Consider the following 20,334-nt stretch of genomic DNA (forward strand, 5'->3'; position numbering starts at 1 on the left):
TTCAAATACGAATTTGAAACTTCTGAACAACTCTATTTTACTAATTTCTGTCATTTTATTAACACTCTGTGTTGGTAAAGCTAACGCATTTTCTGGTTTTTCATTGCAACAAATCATTAAACAAGACACGGCTAAGAAAGATACAGCCAAAGTAAAAACCAAAAGCAACAGCGATCTCGAACAAAAAGTAGAGTACAAGGCCGATGACTCTGTAAGAATGAGTAAGGATAAGAATATTATCTATTTATATGGCAATGCGAGAATAAAATATGGTGATTTTGAACTGGATGCCAATTATATAAGGGTTGATCAAAAAAATCATACCATTTTTGCCAAAGGAACCAAAGACCCTAAAACAGGCCGTTATGTTGGACGTCCGATTTCGAAATCTGGTGCAGAAGGGTCGGCAATTGCCGATTCAATTTTTTACAATACAGAAACAACCCGTGGAAAGATTTACGGAGTTTTTTCGGAGCAGGAAGGCGGATTTTTCTCTGGCGGGCAAAGTAAAAAACAAATCGACGATGAAATACACATCAAAAATGTAATGTACAGCACCTGTAATTTACCTCATCCGCATTTTGGATTAATGATTTCAAAAGGGGTGGTTACTGAAAAACAAATTATAACCGGGCCGGTCTACATGAAAATAGAAGATATACCCACACCGCTGGCATTACCTTTTGCTTTTTTTCCGAAGCCCAATAAACGATCTTCCGGGTTTATTTTGCCAACACCCGGAGAAGATGCCACCAAAGGATTCTTTTTACAAAACATAGGTTATTATATTGGATTGAATGATTATTGGGATGCCAAATTTTTAGGTACGATTTATACCAATGGTTCTTACGAAACCAGTTTATTGAGCAACTACACCAAAAGATATAAGTTTAACGGTAATATTAACTTTAATTATAGCAGTTCTAAAAACGGATTGGAAGGAACTGAGGCTTTTAACAACCCCGCTAAGGTATTTCACCTGGCCTGGACACACAGTCAAAATGCCAATGCAAGGCCAGGAACAACTTTTAGTGCAAGTGTAAACTTAGGTTCGAGTACCTATTTTAAGGCAACAGGGGCCAATGCAACTTACGATCAAAGAGCAATTGCAACCAATACCATGAGTAGTAGTATTAGTTATGCAAAAGCTTTTCCTAATGGAATGAACTATTCATTATCATTAGGAAGTGATCAAACATTAAGCACAAAAGACATTTCTGTCAGGTTTCCAACAGGTACCTTTAACGTGCCTACTTTTAGCCCTTTTGATTCGAAAAACCGGGTAGGGGAACAAAAGTGGTATCAAAAAATTACGGTAGGTTATGGCTTACAGGGAACCAACTCTGTTACCACTAAGGATAGTTTATTGTTTCAAAACGATGGTTTAAAAAGATTACAGTCGGGTTTCCAGCACACAATCCCAATCAGTATGTCTTTTACCGCACTGAAATATTTGAATTTCTCTATGGGTGGTACCTATAACGAAGTCTGGAATTTCCAAACCACCAAAAGTAGTTATACAACTTTTGCTGATGGAACCTATACCAGCAGAATGGATACCATCAGTGGTTTTAAACGAGCGGGCAGTTACAACTTATCAACCAGTTTAACTACAAATATTTATGGTAAAAAGGTTTTTAATAACCTGGGTAATATAAAAGCACTAAGGCATGTAATGACGCCCAGTATTTCCTTTAACTATTCACCAGATTTCACCAAACAAGGTAACGGACCCTATAGAAATGCCATTGACCAAAATGGTAATTTTATTTATGATGCCAATAACCAGCAAATTAAATACTCAATTTTCCAAACCAGTGCCTTTCCAGGGTCTTTTTCCGGCAAAACTGCTTCAATTGGTTTTGGTTTAGGAAATATTGTAGAGTTAAAGGTGAAATCCAGCAAGGACACGACAGGTACCGGAGAGAAAAAAATTCCGATTATTCAAAATTTAACCATTAATGGTTCCTATAACTTCCTGGCGCCGATCCATAAATTATCTACATTAAGTTTGGCAGGGCGTTCACAGTTTACCGATAAACTTGGTATTAATTACAACGGTACTTTCGACCCCTATGCATTGGATGAGAGCACTGTTTCTGGGGTAAGAACTTTTACCAGAAGTAACGATTTTACCTGGTCAAGGGGTGCTAAATTGCCCAGGTTAACAAATTTTGGTTTCTCTTTTGATTACAGCTTAAACCCTGAAGCTTTAAAAAGTAAAAATGAAGCCAACGATAAACTTGCAGATGCAGCAAAGAAAAAAGGTCTGTCAGATATTCAGTCGGAGCAATTGGCTGCCATAAGCCGTGATCCAAATGCTTTTGTTGATTTTAACATTCCATGGAATTTCTCTTTTTCTTACAGCTTTCAATATTCTAACGATTTAGGCGTTAGTTCTACAAGTAATACCTTAAACTTTAACGGCGACTTTAATTTAACGCCAAAGTGGAAATTTACTTTTAACTCGGGTTACGATTTTAAAAATAATGGTTTAACTCCAATGAATATTGCGATTTACAGAGATTTGCATTGCTGGGATATGAGCGTTAACTGGGTACCCTATGGTGCTTATAAAAGTTATTCGGTAACCATTAAGGTAAAAGCATCTATTTTACAAGATTTAAAATTAAGCAAGAGACAAGGTTTCTACAGTACCTACCAATAAAAATATGTTAGCTGAAATTATTACTATAGGCGATGAAATTCTGATTGGACAAATCGTTGATACAAATTCTGCCTGGATGGCAAAACAATTAAATTCAATTGGCGTTTCGGTTAAGCAAATTACCTCGGTTTCTGATGAAGAACAACATATTCTTGAGGCTTTGGCACAAGCAGAAACAAGGGCTGATTTAATTTTAATTACTGGCGGTTTAGGTCCAACCAAAGATGACATTACGAAACTAACCCTTGCTAAATATTTTAATATGGGTTTCAGAAATGATCCTGAATCATTAGAAATTATAAAATCCATTTTTGAAAAATATAAGCGGCCAATGCTTGATGTAAATATTAAGCAGGCCGATGTACCGGATGGCTGCAAAGTGATATTAAATAAAAACGGAACGGCCCCATGCATGTGGTTTGAAGAGCATGGAAAGATTTTTGTTTCTATGCCGGGTGTGCCTTACGAGATGATGTATTTAATGGATGATGAAATTTTGCCAAGAATTAAAAGCCAGTTTAAACTCCCATCCATCGTACACAAAACCATCCTTACCTCTAACATAGGCGAATCCTTTTTAGCTAAAGAAATTGAAGAAATTGAGGATAGCTTGCCTGCACATATAAAACTGGCTTATTTACCAAAATTAGGACAGGTACGTTTACGGTTATCTGCCAAAGGCGAAAATGAAGCAGAACTTCAATCAGAAGTGGAAGTTTATGCCCGTTTGATTATAGAAAAGGTTAAAAACTTTGTTGTTATTGATGAAGATATTCCTTTAGAGAAAGCGATATTGAATTTAATGAAGGATAGAGGACAAACGCTATCTACAGCAGAAAGTTGCACCGGAGGTTATATTGCCCACTTAATTACCCAGCATCCGGGTTGCTCGTCTGTATATTTGGGTGGGGCAGTAGCTTATGCTTATGAACTTAAGGAATCCATTTTGGGTGTAAAAGAAAATACCCTAACAAAATATGGCGCTGTAAGCGAAGAAGCCGTTACTGAAATGGCTGAAGGCGCATTAAAGAATTTTAAAACAGATTATTCTATTGCGGTTAGTGGCATTGCTGGCCCTGATGGTGGTACAGAAGATAAGCCCGTGGGTACGGTTTGGATTGCGGTTTCCAATGCACAAAAAACAGTAGCTAAAGTGTTTAATTTCAGCAATAAACGCATACAAAATATAGAACGATCAGCTGCCTCTGCGCTAACAATGTTATTAAATCTTCTTAAAGAATCGTAATGTAAACAATAAAAAACTGTATTTTTGTCGCATTACCAAATAAAAACATACTGTAATAAATATGGCTCAATACGAACTATTGTTACCAAAAATGGGTGAAAGCGTTGCAGAAGCAACGGTGATTAAATGGGTGAAACAACCCGGAGATACGATTGATTTAGACGATACTGTTTTAGAAATAGCAACTGATAAAGTTGATTCGGAAGTACCTTCTCCTGTAGCCGGCAAATTGGTGAAACAATTATTTAAGGAAGATGAGGTGGCACAAGTAGGCGATGTAATTGCTATTATTGAAACTGAAGGCGGAAATGAAGTGAAAACTGAGGAAACTGCTGCACCTGTTCAAATTAAGGAAGCTGAACCTGAATCATCGATTCCTGGTGTAGATCAATTAGAAACTTCAAAAAATAGTGTAGATTTTAATTCATCAGAACGCTTTTATTCTCCTTTAGTTAAAAATATTGCTGCTCAGGAAAATATTTCAATCGAAGAGTTAGATCGTATTAAAGGTTCAGGAGCCGATGGTCGTTTAAATAAAGACGATTTATTGAATTACATTAGCAGTAAAACAGGCGAAAAACCAGCAATTACAACTTCAAAACCTGAAACTGAAACGGTTCCGGAAACTAAAGTTCAACATTCAGCACCTCAGGTTGCTCCGGCTGCAAGTAAAACGTCTACTACAAGTGTAAGCGGTGGTGATGAAATTATAGAGATGGACAGAATGCGTAAACTTATTGCCGATCATATGGTAATGAGTAAAACAACTTCGCCTCACGTAACTTCATTTGTTGAGGCCGATGTAACCAACATGGTTTTATGGCGCAACAAAGTAAAAAACAGTTTCGAAAAACGTGAAAATGAAAAAATAACCTTCACACCAATTTTTGTGGAGGCTGTAGCAAAAGCAATAAAAGATTTTCCAATGATTAATGTTTCGGTTAATGGAACACAAATTATTAAAAAACGTGATATAAATATTGGTATGGCTGCAGCTTTACCAAGCGGAAACTTAATTGTGCCCGTTATCAAAAATGCCGATCAGCTTAATTTAGTAGGCTTAACTAAAGCTGTGAATGATTTAGCAGGAAGAGCAAGAATTTCTAAATTAAAACCTGATGAAACCCAGGGCGGAACATTTACGCTAACAAATGTGGGTACTTTTGGCAATGTAATGGGCACACCAATTATAAACCAACCACAAGTGGCTATATTAGCGGTTGGAGCCATTAAAAAGAAACCTGCTGTTTTAGAAACAGAACATGGCGATGTAATTGCCATCAGACATATGATGTTCTTATCTCTATCTTACGATCACAGGGTAGTTGATGGTTCATTAGGTGGAATGTTTGTTCGTCGTGTAGCGGATTATTTAGAAGGCTGGGATTTTAACAGAGAGATTTAGACAATAGAAAAAATTGAAGTCCATTATATTTAATGGACTTCTTAATTACTAATTATAAGAAGATGCTTGATTTTAGTTTGAAGAAAATAGTTGGCGATAATGTACTGCATGCTAAATGGTTAAATACATTATCTTACATGGAAAATGCAGGTGCTAAAAAAATCTCTGCATCAGAACATAAAGAAAATGTAAACCTGATTATTTTAAAACATGCTGCAGAAGAACATCGCCATGCGTATTACTTAAAAAAGCAGATTTCGAAGGTTGATGATGCACTTTGCAAAACCTATAAAAACTCAGAATTACTTTCTCCAAATCACACAAAATTCTACTTACACGCTTTAGATATTGCTGTCTGCAGATACCTGAAAACAGAATTTAACCTATCGGGTTATGATTTAAAATTTGCAGCTTATCTTTTTGTAACCTATGCTATTGAAGTTAGGGCGGATGAATTGTATCCTATTTATCAGGCTGTTCTTGACCAAGCCAAAAGCAAAGTGAACGTTAAATCAATTATTTTGGAAGAAGAGGGGCATCTGGAAGAAATGATGAATCAACTGGTGGAGTTTTCTCCAGATTGGGAACACCACGCTGCTGAAGTAGTTAAAATTGAAAAATCTCTTTTTGAGAACTGGGTTGAAGCCTTAAATGCTGAATTGCCGGTTACGGCCTAACAGCAAACCAAAAAGGAAATTCATTTGTTTAGCTATAAACAATAAAATTATGTCCAAATTTTCTGATTTAATAAATGGTGATAAACCCGTTTTGGTCGACTTTTTTGCAGAGTGGTGTGGGCCATGCAAAATGATGAAACCCATTTTAGAACAATTGAAATCACAGATTGGCGATCAGGCATCAATTATTAAAGTTGATATTGATAAAAATCAGTCAGCTGCAAGTGCCTACAATGTTCAAAGCGTGCCAACCCTTATTCTTTTTAAAAAGGGCAAACCTGTTTGGCGTCAAAGTGGTGTAATACAAGCCGCACAATTGAAACAAATTATGGATAGCCATCAATAATTAAACTTCTATAACCTGATCGGGCGTTACTGCAAAAATACGCTCATTCATTTTTGGCCTAATGTTGTAAAGGCCTGTGAAAAGGCTGAATGCAGGTAAAACTGCATGTTTTTGACCAAAGTAAAAACATGGAAATTTTAAACGTTGCTTGGCTTTTCCCACAATGGAAACACCTGGATGGATATGTCCACTAATAGAATAAAGTTCTTCCTGTGTATGCTTTGGGCTGTCGTGTATAAAGCAAAATGGACCTAAACAAAAATTAGGCTCATGGATCTCAATGCCTAAATCTGCATAATTATTGGCCGATAACCTGTCGTGATTACCTTTAACAAGTAAGAATTTCAATTCAGGGTACTGTTTTTTCCAGTTCGAAAAATCATCTATATCGGTATTTAAACCATGATGAAACATATCTCCGTTAATCAATAATGTTTTTGGGTTATATTTCTCTATTAATGCACTTAATCTCTGTAAGTCGCTTTTAGCGATGGTAGATGGTACTTGTAAACCGGCCTGACGAAAATGTGCAGACTTTCCTAAATGTAAATCGCTAATGGCCAAAAGATGATGTTTGGGTAAATATAAAGCCCGTTCTTTATCTAAAATCAGTTCTTCTCCCTGGCTTGTTATTGTCATTCTTCTCTATTTAATCTTTTCAATTTCAGCTTTCATTCTTGCAATTCTCTGCTCCAATTCTTCCGAACTCATGTTTTCCCTTAAACTGTCTACCTTTATAGGGAAGGAAAGCGGTGTAAAACTTTTAGGATTGGTTATAATAATTATGCCTTCCTGGATTCGTTGCAAAGCAGCTGCAAGCCTGGGTTCTTCCAGTTGCTGGTAAAATACTTCATCGTAAGCCTGGCGCAAAAGTAAATTATGTTTGTCATAATCACTAAATACATTAAAAAATAAACCGGCTGATGACTGCAAATGTTTATTTGCGACGTATTTTCCAGGATAGCCTTGAAAAACCAATCCTGAAATGCAGGCAATATCCCTGAATTTTCGCCTCGCCATTTCAGTAGAATTGATACTTAATGTAATGTCTTCGGTTAAATTTTTAGGCGAAAACACTTCGTAAGCGATGGACTCGTCCATAGGAATTTCAGTTTCACTCAGTAGTTCAAAACCATAATCATTCATGGCAATTGAAAAACTGATTGGTAATAATTTACTTAACCGATAGGCTACAAGTGCAGCTAAAACCTCGTGCACCAACCTTCCTTCAAAAGGATAAGCAAATAGGTGAAATCCCTCTTTATTATTAATTAACTCTATTAACAATTCATCGTTTCTTGGTACATGAGAACGTTCTTCCTGTAAAAGGAATAAAGGATAAACAACATCCAGCTCTTCGTCTTCATGGTTTTTATCCAGGGCTTCATTATACTTTTTGCGAAGAACAGCCCCGAGATTGGATGACAAAGGCAATCGTCCACCATTCCAGCTTGGCGAAACAGCATTTTTTTGTTTACTGTTGCGCACAATTACCGTCATATCCTTAACATGGATAAACTCCAGCACACGACCAGCTAATCTGAAATTATCGCCAGCTTTTAACCGGGTTACAAAATACTCTTCTACCATACCAATATAGCCTCCAGAAAGAAACTTGACTTTCAGCATGGCATCGCTTACAATTGTACCGATGTGCAGACGGTGGCGCATGGCTAACATTCTGCTTTTAACTTTCCAAAGCCCATCTTCATCTTTGGTAACTTTTTTAAACTCATTGTAGGCACTCAGGCTATCTCCGCCGGAAGTAATAAACTGCATAACCCAATTCCATTCCTCAGGTAAAATTAATTTGAACGCATGTGTATTTCTAATTTCTTCATAGACGATTTTATCATCAAAACCATCACCAATAGCTAAGGTAACGAGATATTGTACCAGCGTATCGAAAACCATAATAAAGGGCTCTCTACGCTCAATGTTATTGTTTTTTGCAGCCTCTTTAATGGCAGCAGCTTCTACCAGTTCCAAAGCATGTGTAGGCAGAAAATATATTTTAGACGTTTCGTTAGGTGAGTGCCCTGAACGCCCCGCACGTTGTAAAAAACGGGCAACACCTTTTGGCGATCCAACCTGAACCACAGTGTCAACAGGTTTAAAATCTACACCCAGGTCTAAGGATGACGTTGCAATTACGGCTTTTAACTGTCCGGTATGTAAAGCATCTTCAATCCAGTTTCTAAGTTCAAAATCTATAGATCCGTGATGAATGGCAATCCTTCCTGCCAATTCAGGTTTAAGGTTGAGCAAATGCTGATACCACATCTCCGATTGCCCGCGGGTATTGATAAAAATTAGGGTGGTTTTACTTTTCTCAATAATAGGCAAAAGTTTATAGGCCAGTTTTAGGCCCAAATGGCCTGCCCAGGGTAAAGTTTCTATATCGTCAGGAAGGATTGACTTAATGAGGATTTTCTTTTCAAGATCAGCTTTAACAATGATTCGCTTTGCAGCAGGATCAGGTTCTAAAACCTCCAGGGCTTCATCAATATTTCCAATAGTTGCTGAAATTCCCCAAACCCTCAGATATTGATGTTTTTCTAACTTTTGAAGCCCTTTTATTCTTGATACTGCAAGTTCTACCAATACACCGCGTTTACTGCCTAAAAGTTCGTGCCATTCATCGGCAACTATACATTTCAGGTTTTTAAACAAGGTTGATGAGCCTTTCTGTGCCAATAACAAATGCAAACTTTCCGGGGTAATCAATAAAATCTCAGGCATCGATTTCTTTTGTTGTAATTTTTCAGCCTGCGAAGTATCTCCATTTCTAACGCCAACATGCCAATCCATTTCAAGCTCTAATAACGTTTCTCGCATGGCTCTTGCAATATCTTTGGCCAGTGAACGGAGAGGTGTAATCCATATTAACTGCAGTCGATCTTTTGCTTTTTTATTGTTTACAGACGAATCGTTTAAAGCCTCAATGGCAACTGCTAAAAATAAGGAGAAGGTTTTACCAAAACCAGTAGGAGCATTAACCAAGCCACTATAACCATTAAGATAATATTGCCAGGCATCTTCCTGAAATTTAAAAGGCTTTCGTTGGTTTAATTTTAACCATTGCTTTATTTTTTTGTAACCTTTGGTCTTGGTTTGATCCATATTCCTTTAATAAACATTATAAGGATAATTTTGTGTGGTGATTTGTTATAATAAAGAAACAAAAAACTTTATGAGATTTTGTTTTAATGTTAATCAGTTAGTATTTTAGCAACTCATCACCTCAAATTAATTAATCTCTCAAAAATGAAAAGAATAATCTTTTTTCTATGTGTTTGGCTTGGCTTTTTAAATCTTTCGGCACAAACAACTAATCAAAAATCTTTTATTGGTATTTCTGTAGGTCCAAGTTTTCCTGTTGGTGATTTTGCCAATAAAAGTGTATCTAATGAAAATTCGGGGCTGGCAACAACTGGTGGGTTTTTAAACCTTAATTATGGATATAGATTCTCCAACAATTTTGGGGCTATAGCCATTTTAAGAGGTAGCATTTATGGTGTGGATAGTCAAAGTTTAAAAAACAACTATTCACTTCCAGATGGTTCAGGAGGAAGTATCTCATTTGATGCTGGTACCTGGAAAACGGGAGCCGTTATGGTCGGGCTTTTTCAGGGAATATCTCTTGGCACGAATAAAGACTTTGTTTTGGAAGCAAGAGGAGCAATTGGTGTACAAAGAACTTCATCTCCATCTTTGAAAATAAAAGGTTCGATTACAGGTTTTGGAACTTTTGAGGGGGAGCAAAAATCAGTTTCGGCTACTGCTTTTGCTTACCTGGTGGGCCTGGGCTTAAATTATGGATTAGGCAATAACCTAAGTTTAAAACTGCATGGCGATTATAGTGGCTCTAATCCAAAATTTCAAGATATTACGGCGTCTTCATATGCTGCCGGAACGAAAATAACATCCAAACAAAACATAAATACGATAGATGTTGGTGTAGGTTTGGCTTTAAATTTCTAAAGCATTGTAGATTTTAAAAGCTGTTGTAAATCCTCAAGCGTATTGATTTCTTCAGCTTTTTTATCTTTTCTCCACCTTAATATTCTTGGAAAACGTAAGGCCAAACCAGCTTTGTGTCTTTTACTTTCGGCAATCCCTTCAAAAGCAATTTCAAAAACCAGTTCGGGTTTTACGGTTCTTACCGGGCCGAATTTTTCGATGGCATTTTTGGTTACAAAAGAATTTACTTCTTTAATTTCTTTATCGGTTAAACCAGAATATGCTTTGGCAATGGTAACCAGATTTTCGCCATCACGAACGGCAAAAGTATAATCGGTAAAGAAGTTAGCTCTTCTGCCGCTGCCTTTTTGCGCATAAATCATTACGGCATCAACCGTGTATGGATTAATTTTCCATTTCCACCAATCTCCGCGTTTACGGCCGCTGTGGTAATTAGAACTGAGTTTTTTTAACATAATACCTTCACTGTTAATTGATCGTGAAGTTTGTCTTAATGCGGCTAACTCTTCCCAGTTATTACAAATGATAACCTCTGACAGCAAAACAGGAGAGTTTGCGTCTAATTTTTCAATAATTTTCTCCAGTGTTTTCCTTCTTAAGGCCAAAGGCTTATCTCTAAAATCTTGAGCTTCAAATTCAAGTAAATCATAAACAAAGAAACCAATCGGGGCATCTTCTAACTGCTTTTTATTAATTATTTTTCTATTTAAACGCTGCTGTAAAGTGCTAAAAGACAGAACGTGTTTGTTTTGTACGGCAAGTATTTCACCATCCAAAACAATACCATCTGGTAAAACATCCTGTAAAAAATGTAATTCTGGGAATTGCTCTGTCACCAGTTCTTCACCTCTCGACCAAATGAATAATTCTCCGTTTCGCTTTACAATTTGTCCTCTAATTCCATCCCATTTCCATTCAGCCTGCCAATCTGTTATTTCTCCAAGTTTTTCTGGTTCCTGCTCTAACGCATAAGCAAGGCAAAAGGGGTAAGGCCAGGAATTGTCGGTATTAACATGAATGCCATTTATAAGCTCATTAAAAGTAATGATATAAGGATCCCATTTTCCCATAATGCTATGCATAATTTGGGCACTATCCAAGCTGCTTTGCTTAGCTAAGGCATTTACCAGCATTTTATTGGAAACACCGATTCTAAAATTTCCTGAAATTAGTTTGTTGAAAATAAAACGTTCCTGGGTTTCGAGCGTGTTCCATGCAGACAAAATAAATTCTTTTTTAGTTTCATCATCTTTGCCTTCAAGGTTGTGCAAATCCTCAATCCATTTGTGAAGCTGAAAATCAGAAGTAAATTCTGCCGGAGGGAGCAATAACGCAATGGTTTCACTTAAATCTCCAACATTAGAATAGCTTTCAGTAAATAGCCATTCAGGGGTTTGGGTAATGTCAATTGCCCAGTATTTTAATAGAGATGATTTTATTGGTCGTTTAGGTTTCTTCCCGGTAAACAATGCTATTACCCAAACTTTATCTTTATCATCTGCATAATTAAAGTAATTAACCAGCGCAGCAATTTTATCATTAGTTTTATTGCTAAGTTCCAGTTGCTGAATAAGTTGGGCGAAACGTTTCATGGATTATTTGTTTTCGGACTGATCTGCTAAATCTACTTTGTTTTCTTCGTCATCTTCCTGTCCAAACTTCGTGGTAACCTCTGAAGCTTCAATTCCATTATCATTTAAAAAACGACTAAAAGCAGCTGTAAAACCATGTGTAACATATACTTTTTCGGCACCCGTGGCCGTTATGGCCTCTATTAAGCCAGGCCAGTCTGCGTGGTCGCTTAAGGCAAAGCCAGCATCTGCACTTTGCCAACGGCGGTGCGCTCTTACCTGCATCCACCCAGAGCAAATGCCTGTAACCGGGTGGCTCAAGTTTTTAATCCAACGGCTATCTCTCATGGCAGGAGGAACAATAACAATTCCTTTCTGTAAATCATCTTTTGTTGTTTCCGGGGTTATTCTGATAGTTTCGGGTAGGTTTACACCGGCGTTAATAATTACTTCGTTTAAGTTTGCAATGCTATTGTGTACATAAATCGGAACATTTCCGCTTAAATTTTTAATTAACCGCTGTGCCTTGCCTAAACTATATGCAATTAATACACTTGTTTTTTGTTGTTGTATATTATCATGAACCCAATTTTTTATTCCATTAAAAACAATTTCCTGTTTTTGCCATTTATAAACAGGTAATCCAAAAGTACTTTCAGATACAAAAGAATGGCATTTTATGGGTTCGAATGGCGTAGTTATACCATCATCTTCTATTTTATAATCACCAGAAATTACACATACCTCACCTTTATATTCTAATTTAACTTGTGCTGATCCAATAATATGGCCGGCTGGATAAAAAGAAATGCTTACCCCATTTCTAACAATTTTTTGACCATAAGCCAAGGTTTCTACACTTAAATCCTCACTGATTCTTCTTTTTATAATTGGTTCTGTTAAGGTATGGCAGAGGTAGTGTTTATTTCCAAAGCGAACATGGTCACTATGTCCATGTGTGGTAACAGCATAATCTACAGGCCACCATGGGTCAACATAAAAGTTGCCCTGTTTGCAATAAATACCTCTTTTCGTAAATGTGATTAACGCCATATCGAATAAACAAAATCCGGAAGCTTTAGTTTTAAATTAATATCGGCTAAATACCCGATAATCCTAAATATCGGCTAATTACCCGATAATCCTAAATATCGGCTAATTACCCGATAATTTGGAAAATTGAATAATAAATTAGATATTGGTATTATGATTTGCATTATAACAGGTGATATTGTAGGCTCAAGAAAGATAAAAGACAGTTGGCTATTGAGCTTAAAATCTGCCTTAAAAATAGTTGCTTTGAAAAATAGCAAATGGGAGATTTACCGTGGAGATAGCTTTCAGGTAGAAGTTAAGCCAGAAGATGCAATTAAAGCTTCTGCTTATATTAAAGCCTGCATTAGAACCAATAAACCGGCAGATGTAAGAATGGGAATTGGTTTAGGCGACATTAAAACTAAGAATAAAAAACTTACCGAAGCCACCGGTGATGCTTTTATTTATTCGGGTTTCGCCTTTGATGGCTTGAAACAAGCAAAAGTAAACCTGGCGATTAAAACGGCCTCAGCAGATTTTGATGAGGAAATTAATGTACTTCTAAAACTTTCATTAATTGCAATGGATAGCTGGGGCATTGTAGCTGCAGAAATGGTTAAACATGCGCTTGAAAATGAAAATATTTTACAAAGTGAGCTGGCTGTTATATCCGGAAGAACACAATCATCGGTTAGTGAAGCTTTAAAAAGAGCTCATTATGCCGAGATTTTAGAAATGGACAAGCTGTATCGTAAAAAATTGAACCAAACAGAATTTAAATAATGGATATCTTCCTAATCAAAATTATTCTTGCACATTTAATAGGCGACTTTTTCTTACAGCCTAATTCCTGGGTAAAGGAAAAAGAAAGTAAGAAATTAAAATCTGGTAAATTATACCTCCATATAGCCATTCATATTGTTTTAATATTTGTTGTTTTTTGGAGCTTTAATGTATGGAAATTAGCTTTATCAATAGGCGTATTACACTTTGTTATTGATGCTTTAAAACTCATTCTGCAAAAAAAGAAAAATGCAAGGTTATTGTTTTTTGCAGATCAGGTTTTCCATTTTATCTCTATATTTTTCGTCTGGCATATTTTTTACTCCGGAGCACTTAATTTTAGCTTTTTAAATGATCCAAAAGTGTGGCTGGTTATTTCATGCTTAATGTTTCTAACCATGCCTACATCAATCATTATGCGGGTAATTATCAATAAGTGGATTCCGGCCAATCGGGTAGAAGATCAGCAGTCATTGCAGGATGCAGGTAAATATATCGGCGTTTTAGAGCGTTTATTGATTTTTCTCTTTATTTATACCAATCATTTTGAAGCGGTTGGCTTTTTATTGGCTGCAAAATCTATTTTTCGTTTTGGAGATTTAAAAGATGCACACGACATTAAACTTACCGAATACGTACTGATTGGAACCTTATTGAGTTTTGGCATTGCCCTGGGCATTTCCATGCTTGCCTTAAATTATAAATAGAAAATCCATTTAATAAAAAAAATGCCTCCGATAATCGAAGGCATTTTTTTTAGGTAGTTATTTTGCTCCCGGAGGACAATTCTCTTTCAAGAATTTGGTGTAAGTTAACGATAGATGCTCGCTTGTTCCTTCGCCTTCGTTAATGCTGTGTGTGCGGTTAGGATAACTCATTAATTGAAAAACTTTCCTGTTTTTAATCAGCTCGTTAATCAACATTTCGGCATTTTGGTAATGAACATTATCATCGCCTGTACCATGAATGTACAATAAATTACCTTTAAGGTTTTTAGCATAAGTAATTGGAGAACCTTTTACATACGCTTCTTTACTTGGAAAAGGAGTACCCATATAACGTTCCTGATAAATGTTATCATAAGTTAACTGGTTTCCAACTGCTGCAATGGCAATACCTGTTTTATAAATTTCAGGATATTGAAACATTAGGTTAAGGGTAGATGAACCACCACCGCTCCAGCCCCAAACTGCTACACGGTCTTTATCCATAAAAGCATTGGTTGCCAATAATTTTTTAGCTGCCATCGCCTGATCACGGATGTTAAGCGTTCCAATGTTTTTGTAAATGCTTTTGCGCCAGACAGCACCTTTTGGTACCGGAGCACCACGGTTATCCATAGAAATGTAGATGTAACCATCTTTAGCCATATCACCATTGTAAAGGAAATTATAGCCAGCTCCGTAAGTATCTGCAGCCGTTTGAGAAGCAGGTTCTCCATACACATAAAATACAACCGGATATTTTTTATCCGGGTTAAAATTATCCGGTTTTTTCATCCATCCATCCATTTCAACGCCATCTTCAGTTGTAACTTTAAAAAATTCAACTTTATTTTTTGAAGCACCTTGTTTGGTCAACTGTGTTGTAATGCTCCCGTCCATGGTAAAAGGATTACCAGTGGTAAAGTTCATCCATTCGGTTACCGGCCTGATTACAGAACTGTTATAGGTATGGCGGGCAAAAGCTGCATTCGGAGAAATATCATAATTGTGCGTGCCCGGTAAAACAGAAGGCGTAACCATTTCCAGCTTACCTTTACCATCTAATTTGGTTCTATACAAATATTTCTGTGTTGCATTTGTTGGTGAAGCTAAAAAGTAAACCAGGTTATTTTTTTCATCAATAAGTTTAATATCAATTACATCATAATTTCCTTTGGTTACCAACGTTTCTTTCTTGCCATCCCTGCTAATTCTGTAAAGATGTTTCCATCCGTCTTTTTCGGTTAAAACAGTAAATTCCTTGTTATCGTTTAACCATTTCCAGTTATCATTGGCATCTATCCATGCTTTATCCGTTTCGGTATAAACAGCATTTACATTTCCGCTTTGAGCGTTACAAACAAATAATTTGCTTTGGTTCTGCTCACGGTTTAACTGCTGTAAAATAATTTCATTGCTGTTTGGAATCCATTCCATGCGTGGGATATAATGCTGTACATTATCACCAGGAACATTAACCCAGTTCGTTTTGGCTGTAGCAATATCCACAATACCCACTTTACAGGCCGAAGGATTTTCGCCTACTTTTGGATATTCAACCGGAATGGTGAATGAATAAATAGAATCGGTATTGTCGATCATTAAAAAGTTTTTGATTTTAGTTGCATCAATTTGCCAGTAAGCAATTGTTTTACCATCAGGACTCCATCTAAAACCATCACGACAATCAAATTCTTCTTCATAAACCCAATCAAAGGTGCCGTTAATCATTCTATCGGTACCATCTGTTGTTAAAGCTTTTGAACCAGATCCGTCAATGTTTTCTACATATAAGTTATGTTTGCTCACATAAGCTACTTTACTGCCATCGGGCGATAGTTTGGCAAACATTAAAGACGAAGCGGGCTTATCTTTTCCGATTTGAGTAATTTTATTGGATGTTAAATCGGCAAGCCAATAATCGCCGCGCGTATCATAACGCCAAACTTTTTTACTATTGGTATAAATTAAGGCTTTAGTTCCATCATCAGAAAGTTGAAAACTTCTTACTGCAATAGAATTATCCTTTCCGGCAGGCGTTAATAAAGCCCTGGATATTATTGTTTTTCGCTCATTTTTTGGCAGCGTTACTGAAACGATTTCGCCACCCGCGATTTGGTAATAAGCGTTACCATCCTTTGCCCAGTTTATACCCTGTGCCTTGGCTTCAATTAACGGGCATATTGAGATGCAGATAACTGATAATTTGAGAAGGAATTTTTTTATCATAAATTTTTAGTCATAAAAAAAGCTTTTTAACTTTTGGCTAATTTAAATAAAAAGCCGGCAGTTAAAAAGCCTTAAAATATTCGAAATGGTTAATTATTCACCACCACCTTGCATTGCTTTTAATTCGGCATAAGTAACTTCATCATATCCAGCAGGAATAGTTGTAACAGAAAGAACACCAACTTTATCAGCGGCAATAGATTTCATTGTTATCGTTGCTTTTTCACCAGAAAATTTAACAACAGTTCCTTTAACATCTTTAAATTCAGAAGTGATGATATTTAAAGGCGTTTCTAATTCTGTAGTAGCCCATAATTCGTATGCAGCACCTTTTTCATCTTTAAAAGTATATTTTTCAGCATTGTATCCTGCAATAGCTACTTTTTCGCCAGTGGCTTTAAAGTCAGAGAATTTTGGTTTTGCAGCATTAGCTTCATCTAAATCAGCTTTAGTCATTTTTGCTGCAATTTGTTTTTGCGCAACAGGTACATCAACTAAAACTAAGCCAGTTTGGCTTTTAGTATCTAAAAATACATTAACCGTAGCCGGACCAGCTTCAATTTCCAATTTAGAAATGTCGCCATTAAATTTAACTTTTTGCTCTTCAGGTGCTCCCGGAGCCTCTACTTTATACTGTATACCATATACAATACTGCCTTCTGTAATTTTCTTCTGTGCATGCGCAATAACTGCGGTACTTACCAGAATTACAGCTAAAACGCTTGTTTTGATTGATTTGAACATATTCTTATTTTTAGTTTTAATTAAGTTTACCAGTTAATTTTTTCTTTATTTAAAAAAGCAGCAATGCCTTTTTTAAAATCATCACTTTCTCTAACACGGGCATTAATCTGTACCGCTGTTTCAAGGCTTTTTTCAAATAGGGGATTTGTTGTTTGGGTAATTAATTGTTTTGTAATCATTAACGAATTGCCCGAACTTTCTTTACACAAACTTAATGCAAATTCTTGTACTTTAAGATGAATTTCTGCTGAAGATGTTACAAAATTTATCAATTTATAATGCAGTGCCTGTTCAGCTTTAAATGTCTTTCCGGTTAATAATATCTCCTTTGCAATGGTTTCATTTACTTTCCGCATTAAAAAACACGATACAATAGCGGGTACAAAACCAATTTTTACTTCCGTATAGCCAAAACTACTTTCAGGGGTAGCAAAAACAATATCGCAAACTGTGGCCAAACCACAACCACCAGCAATTGCATGTCCTTCTACCTGGGCAATAACAATCTTGGGCAGGTAATAAATGGTTGTAAAAAGCTTTTTCAGGTTATTGGTATCCGCTACATTTTCTTCAAATGTATTATGCTGTAATTGTTGCAGGTATTCTAAATCAGCGCCCGCACTAAAAGCATCACCATTAGCCTTTAAAACAATTACTTTAACCAAATCATCTTCTGACGCCTGAATAAAATTTTCAGTTAATGCTGCAATTAAATCTGGGTTTAATGCATTACGCTTTTCCGGTCTGTTAATGGTAATCGTTGCGATGCGATCTGCAACCTGATATAAAACTAAGTCATCCATGTAAATGTACTATTGGTTAGGTTTTTATGTAAAAAATTTTGGTCTAAGGCTTTAAATCGACCAAATATGCTTTATTTTTCTTTAAAACATGAATATCAATCTTATTATTTTCAGCGAAAAGTTTAAATGCATTAATTCTGTAATCTTTATTGCTTGCATCAACCAAAATATCTTTAAACTGGAGCGATGGCTTTAACTTTTCTAACTTATATTTTGTATTTTGATGTAGCCAGATACTCGAAAAGTGCATTTGGTTATTTATCATTTTATAATTTAGCTTTTCATCTATGATTAGCATTTTATATTGATGAAAAATAATTTGCTGGTTTTTTAAAATGAAATCTTTAAAAACTGTATCTGATTTAAGGCTTATTAAATTTAACCTTTTAATTTGCCTTTGCTGTAGAGCAGGATCTACAAAAAACTTATAGTTTTTATTTTCGATATTTAAATCTGTTAATAATATAGCGTGTCTGCCATCTATAAATGCTACTGCGTAATTCTTATTTAAGCTAAAGAAAATAATTTCCCGTTGGTTTAATGCTTTTATATCATCAGAAATAACCAGCACCTGATATATAATGAAAATTATAAAGGCAGCAAAAAGACTTCGTTTATTAAAATAAAAAATTGCGTAAATAAATAATCCAAGCACCAGGCTCAGTAATATAAATTCGGATAAGTTAATCCATATAGAAGAAAAAGTAGATAATGGTAAATTCGAAATCCATTTAAGCGTTTGGTTGGTAAAATTAATGATCCATTCAAATAGCGGAGCCAAAAAACTTAGGCCAGGTATTAAAATCAAAATACCCAAATACATCATTACAACAAGCGGTAGCGTAATAAATAAGTTTCCAAGCAAGAAATAAACAGGGAATTGATGGAAATAGTAAATGCTTAAAGGAAAGGTAATTAATTGAGCAGCTAAAGATAAGGCTGTAAAATTCCATAATTTATCCAGCCATTTATTTTTGATAAAAAGTAGCCCATAAATTTTGGGTTGTAAATAAATTAGTCCAAAAACAGCCAGGTAAGAAAGTTGAAAACCCACATCCCACAACAAAAAGGGATTATAAACCAACTGACAAAATGCCGAAAATGCTAAAATATTATAACTGTTTTTATCTCTCGAATAGGTTTTGGCGGTTATAAAAATGGTAATCATTATTGCTGAACGAACAACTGAAGGAGATAAACCGGTGATTAATGCATAAGCCCATATTAATGTACATATTAAAATAAATTTGACGATTTTTAGTTTTAGTGTTCTTTTCCTGTTTAAAAACATTAACAGGAAATCCAACACTACATAAATAATAGCAACATGTGCCCCCGAAACTGATAAAGCATGGATAGTGCCGGTTTTTGAATATGCCGTTAAGGTTTCTTTACTTAAATCTGCCCTATAACCTAATATTAATGTAGATGCAACCGCAAATGCTTCATCATTTTTAATCAATCTTCTATACTTAAAAATTTGCTTTTCTCTTAAACCTAAGGCGAATTTTATAATGGGATTGCCAGAATTTTTATAGATTTTAATTAATTGATTCTGGTTAAGGAAAGTTTGGTGAAAAATATTCTGGTTAGCCATCCAGCTTTTGTAATCAAATTCTGCTGGATTAAAGGAAGGTTCAATTGCTGTATATTTTGATGTAATAATTATTTCATCGCCATATTTTAACTTAAGGGGACTAAGGCTGTCTAATTTTAAAGCCACAAGTAATTCACCGGAAAGTTTGACTTGCTGTTGGTGGTAATAACCAGATAAGACAACGGCTTTAAAGCGTAAAATACCATTGTTTTGATCCGGTTCATTATTTACCCGAACTTTTAAAGCGGGGTAATCGCCATTGGTAAAATATTCTCTTTGCAGTTTATTGTTGTTTAACAGGCAAAGCATTCCTCCAAAAAGGAAGAAAAATATAAAAAATGAAATTCCTAATAGGCCTTTAAATTTATAGCCATCTAATTTTTTATATATTATATTAATGATAAGCAGTGTAAAAAAAAGAATAGTGGTGCAAATTACAGTGGTCAATAATAATTTTTGGTTGGGTAGATAGTAGAATAAACCGATCCCGAATAAGAAGGGAAGTAATATTCTGACGAAAATATATTCTGCTTTAAACATAA

General features: G+C 35.7%; 16 protein-coding genes. 8 read left to right on the forward strand and 8 right to left on the reverse strand.

Annotated features, from left to right (window positions below):
• Positions 1-13: 13 nt before the first annotated feature.
• The 5 genes from R2Q77_RS09070 to trxA all read left to right on the forward strand — a co-directional run bounded on the left by R2Q77_RS09070 (position 14) and on the right by trxA (position 6,342).
• Complete coding sequence (locus R2Q77_RS09070; protein ID WP_316803403.1) at positions 14-2,668, forward strand: putative LPS assembly protein LptD; 2,655 nt, start codon at positions 14-16, stop codon at positions 2,666-2,668.
• Between the two features lie 4 nt (positions 2,669-2,672).
• Positions 2,673-3,914: a competence/damage-inducible protein A gene (locus R2Q77_RS09075; RefSeq protein WP_316803404.1), complete on the forward strand. Its 1,242-nt coding sequence runs from the start codon at positions 2,673-2,675 to the stop codon at positions 3,912-3,914.
• A 61-nt stretch (positions 3,915-3,975) separates the two neighbouring features.
• Positions 3,976-5,319: a dihydrolipoamide acetyltransferase family protein gene (locus R2Q77_RS09080; RefSeq protein WP_316803405.1), complete on the forward strand. Its 1,344-nt coding sequence runs from the start codon at positions 3,976-3,978 to the stop codon at positions 5,317-5,319.
• A gap of 32 nt (positions 5,320-5,351) precedes the next feature.
• Positions 5,352-5,996 carry a hypothetical protein gene (locus tag R2Q77_RS09085; protein WP_316803406.1) on the forward strand — a complete coding sequence of 215 codons (645 nt, stop codon included), beginning with the start codon at positions 5,352-5,354 and terminating at the stop codon, positions 5,994-5,996.
• A 49-nt stretch (positions 5,997-6,045) separates the two neighbouring features.
• Positions 6,046-6,342 (forward strand): thioredoxin, encoded by a 297-nt coding sequence (trxA, locus tag R2Q77_RS09090; RefSeq protein WP_316803407.1) that lies wholly within the window; start codon positions 6,046-6,048, stop codon positions 6,340-6,342.
• On the opposite strand, the gene pdeM is transcribed toward trxA, so the two are convergent.
• On the reverse strand, positions 6,343-6,981 hold the full coding sequence (gene pdeM / locus R2Q77_RS09095; protein ID WP_316803408.1) for a ligase-associated DNA damage response endonuclease PdeM: 639 nt from the start codon (positions 6,979-6,981) through the stop codon (positions 6,343-6,345). It abuts the gene before it with no gap.
• 6 nt (positions 6,982-6,987) lie between these two features.
• The gene (locus tag R2Q77_RS09100; protein ID WP_316803409.1) at positions 6,988-9,465 is read right to left on the reverse strand and encodes a ligase-associated DNA damage response DEXH box helicase; all 2,478 of its coding nucleotides are present in this window, start codon (positions 9,463-9,465) and stop codon (positions 6,988-6,990) included.
• Positions 9,466-9,609: 144 nt separating this feature from the next.
• On the opposite strand from R2Q77_RS09100, the gene R2Q77_RS09105 reads away from it, so the two are divergent.
• The gene (locus R2Q77_RS09105) at positions 9,610-10,326 is read left to right on the forward strand and encodes an outer membrane beta-barrel protein (protein ID WP_316803410.1); all 717 of its coding nucleotides are present in this window, start codon (positions 9,610-9,612) and stop codon (positions 10,324-10,326) included.
• Here R2Q77_RS09105 and R2Q77_RS09110 read toward each other — a convergent pair.
• Entirely contained in the window at positions 10,323-11,918 is a 1,596-nt protein-coding gene (locus R2Q77_RS09110; protein ID WP_316803411.1) for an ATP-dependent DNA ligase, read from the reverse strand. The genes R2Q77_RS09105 and R2Q77_RS09110 overlap by 4 nt on opposite strands.
• A 3-nt stretch (positions 11,919-11,921) precedes the next feature.
• Positions 11,922-12,950, reverse strand: coding sequence for a ligase-associated DNA damage response exonuclease (locus R2Q77_RS09115; RefSeq protein ID WP_316803412.1), 1,029 nt, complete (start codon positions 12,948-12,950; stop codon positions 11,922-11,924).
• A gap of 126 nt (positions 12,951-13,076) precedes the next feature.
• Here R2Q77_RS09115 and R2Q77_RS09120 point away from each other — a divergent pair, with 126 nt between their 5' ends.
• Both R2Q77_RS09120 and R2Q77_RS09125 read left to right on the forward strand, forming a co-directional pair.
• Positions 13,077-13,715 (forward strand): SatD family protein, encoded by a 639-nt coding sequence (locus R2Q77_RS09120; RefSeq protein WP_316803413.1) that lies wholly within the window; start codon positions 13,077-13,079, stop codon positions 13,713-13,715.
• The gene (locus R2Q77_RS09125) at positions 13,715-14,422 is read left to right on the forward strand and encodes a DUF3307 domain-containing protein (protein WP_316803414.1); all 708 of its coding nucleotides are present in this window, start codon (positions 13,715-13,717) and stop codon (positions 14,420-14,422) included. The genes R2Q77_RS09120 and R2Q77_RS09125 overlap by 1 nt, the downstream gene beginning before the upstream one ends.
• Before the next feature lie 57 nt (positions 14,423-14,479).
• Here the strand turns inward: R2Q77_RS09125 and R2Q77_RS09130 are convergent, their stop codons facing one another.
• The 4 genes from R2Q77_RS09130 to R2Q77_RS09145 all read right to left on the reverse strand — a co-directional run bounded on the left by R2Q77_RS09130 (position 14,480) and on the right by R2Q77_RS09145 (position 20,332).
• The gene (locus tag R2Q77_RS09130) at positions 14,480-16,648 is read right to left on the reverse strand and encodes a S9 family peptidase (RefSeq protein ID WP_316803415.1); all 2,169 of its coding nucleotides are present in this window, start codon (positions 16,646-16,648) and stop codon (positions 14,480-14,482) included.
• A 93-nt stretch (positions 16,649-16,741) separates the two neighbouring features.
• Entirely contained in the window at positions 16,742-17,392 is a 651-nt protein-coding gene (locus R2Q77_RS09135) for a hypothetical protein (protein WP_316803416.1), read from the reverse strand.
• A gap of 26 nt (positions 17,393-17,418) precedes the next feature.
• Positions 17,419-18,195 carry an enoyl-CoA hydratase/isomerase family protein gene (locus R2Q77_RS09140; RefSeq protein WP_316803417.1) on the reverse strand — a complete coding sequence of 259 codons (777 nt, stop codon included), beginning with the start codon at positions 18,193-18,195 and terminating at the stop codon, positions 17,419-17,421.
• 43 nt (positions 18,196-18,238) lie between these two features.
• Positions 18,239-20,332: a ComEC/Rec2 family competence protein gene (locus tag R2Q77_RS09145; protein WP_316803418.1), complete on the reverse strand. Its 2,094-nt coding sequence runs from the start codon at positions 20,330-20,332 to the stop codon at positions 18,239-18,241.
• Between the last annotated feature and the right edge of the window lie 2 nt (positions 20,333-20,334).

This window comes from Pedobacter nototheniae (genome assembly GCF_032678625.1).
GTDB classification, from domain to species: domain Bacteria; phylum Bacteroidota; class Bacteroidia; order Sphingobacteriales; family Sphingobacteriaceae; genus Pedobacter; species Pedobacter nototheniae_A.

Bases quoted from the DNA above. Each gene is read 5' to 3' on its own strand.
- R2Q77_RS09125 (WP_316803414.1), top strand. From the start codon at position 13,715: ATGGATATCTTCCTAATCAAAATTATTCTTGCACATTTAATAGGCGAC.
- R2Q77_RS09145 (WP_316803418.1), bottom strand. From the start codon at position 20,332: ATGTTTAAAGCAGAATATATTTTCGTCAGAATATTACTTCCCTTCTTA.
- R2Q77_RS09085 (WP_316803406.1), top strand. From the start codon at position 5,352: ATGGACTTCTTAATTACTAATTATAAGAAGATGCTTGATTTTAGTTTG.
- trxA (WP_316803407.1), top strand. From the start codon at position 6,046: ATGTCCAAATTTTCTGATTTAATAAATGGTGATAAACCCGTTTTGGTC.
- R2Q77_RS09080 (WP_316803405.1), top strand. From the start codon at position 3,976: ATGGCTCAATACGAACTATTGTTACCAAAAATGGGTGAAAGCGTTGCA.
- R2Q77_RS09075 (WP_316803404.1), top strand. From the start codon at position 2,673: ATGTTAGCTGAAATTATTACTATAGGCGATGAAATTCTGATTGGACAA.
- R2Q77_RS09115 (WP_316803412.1), bottom strand. From the start codon at position 12,950: ATGGCGTTAATCACATTTACGAAAAGAGGTATTTATTGCAAACAGGGC.
- R2Q77_RS09100 (WP_316803409.1), bottom strand. From the start codon at position 9,465: ATGGATCAAACCAAGACCAAAGGTTACAAAAAAATAAAGCAATGGTTA.
- R2Q77_RS09135 (WP_316803416.1), bottom strand. From the start codon at position 17,392: ATGTTCAAATCAATCAAAACAAGCGTTTTAGCTGTAATTCTGGTAAGT.
- pdeM (WP_316803408.1), bottom strand. From the start codon at position 6,981: ATGACAATAACAAGCCAGGGAGAAGAACTGATTTTAGATAAAGAACGG.
- R2Q77_RS09140 (WP_316803417.1), bottom strand. From the start codon at position 18,195: ATGGATGACTTAGTTTTATATCAGGTTGCAGATCGCATCGCAACGATT.
- R2Q77_RS09130 (WP_316803415.1), bottom strand. From the start codon at position 16,648: ATGATAAAAAAATTCCTTCTCAAATTATCAGTTATCTGCATCTCAATA.
- R2Q77_RS09105 (WP_316803410.1), top strand. From the start codon at position 9,610: ATGAAAAGAATAATCTTTTTTCTATGTGTTTGGCTTGGCTTTTTAAAT.
- R2Q77_RS09110 (WP_316803411.1), bottom strand. From the start codon at position 11,918: ATGAAACGTTTCGCCCAACTTATTCAGCAACTGGAACTTAGCAATAAA.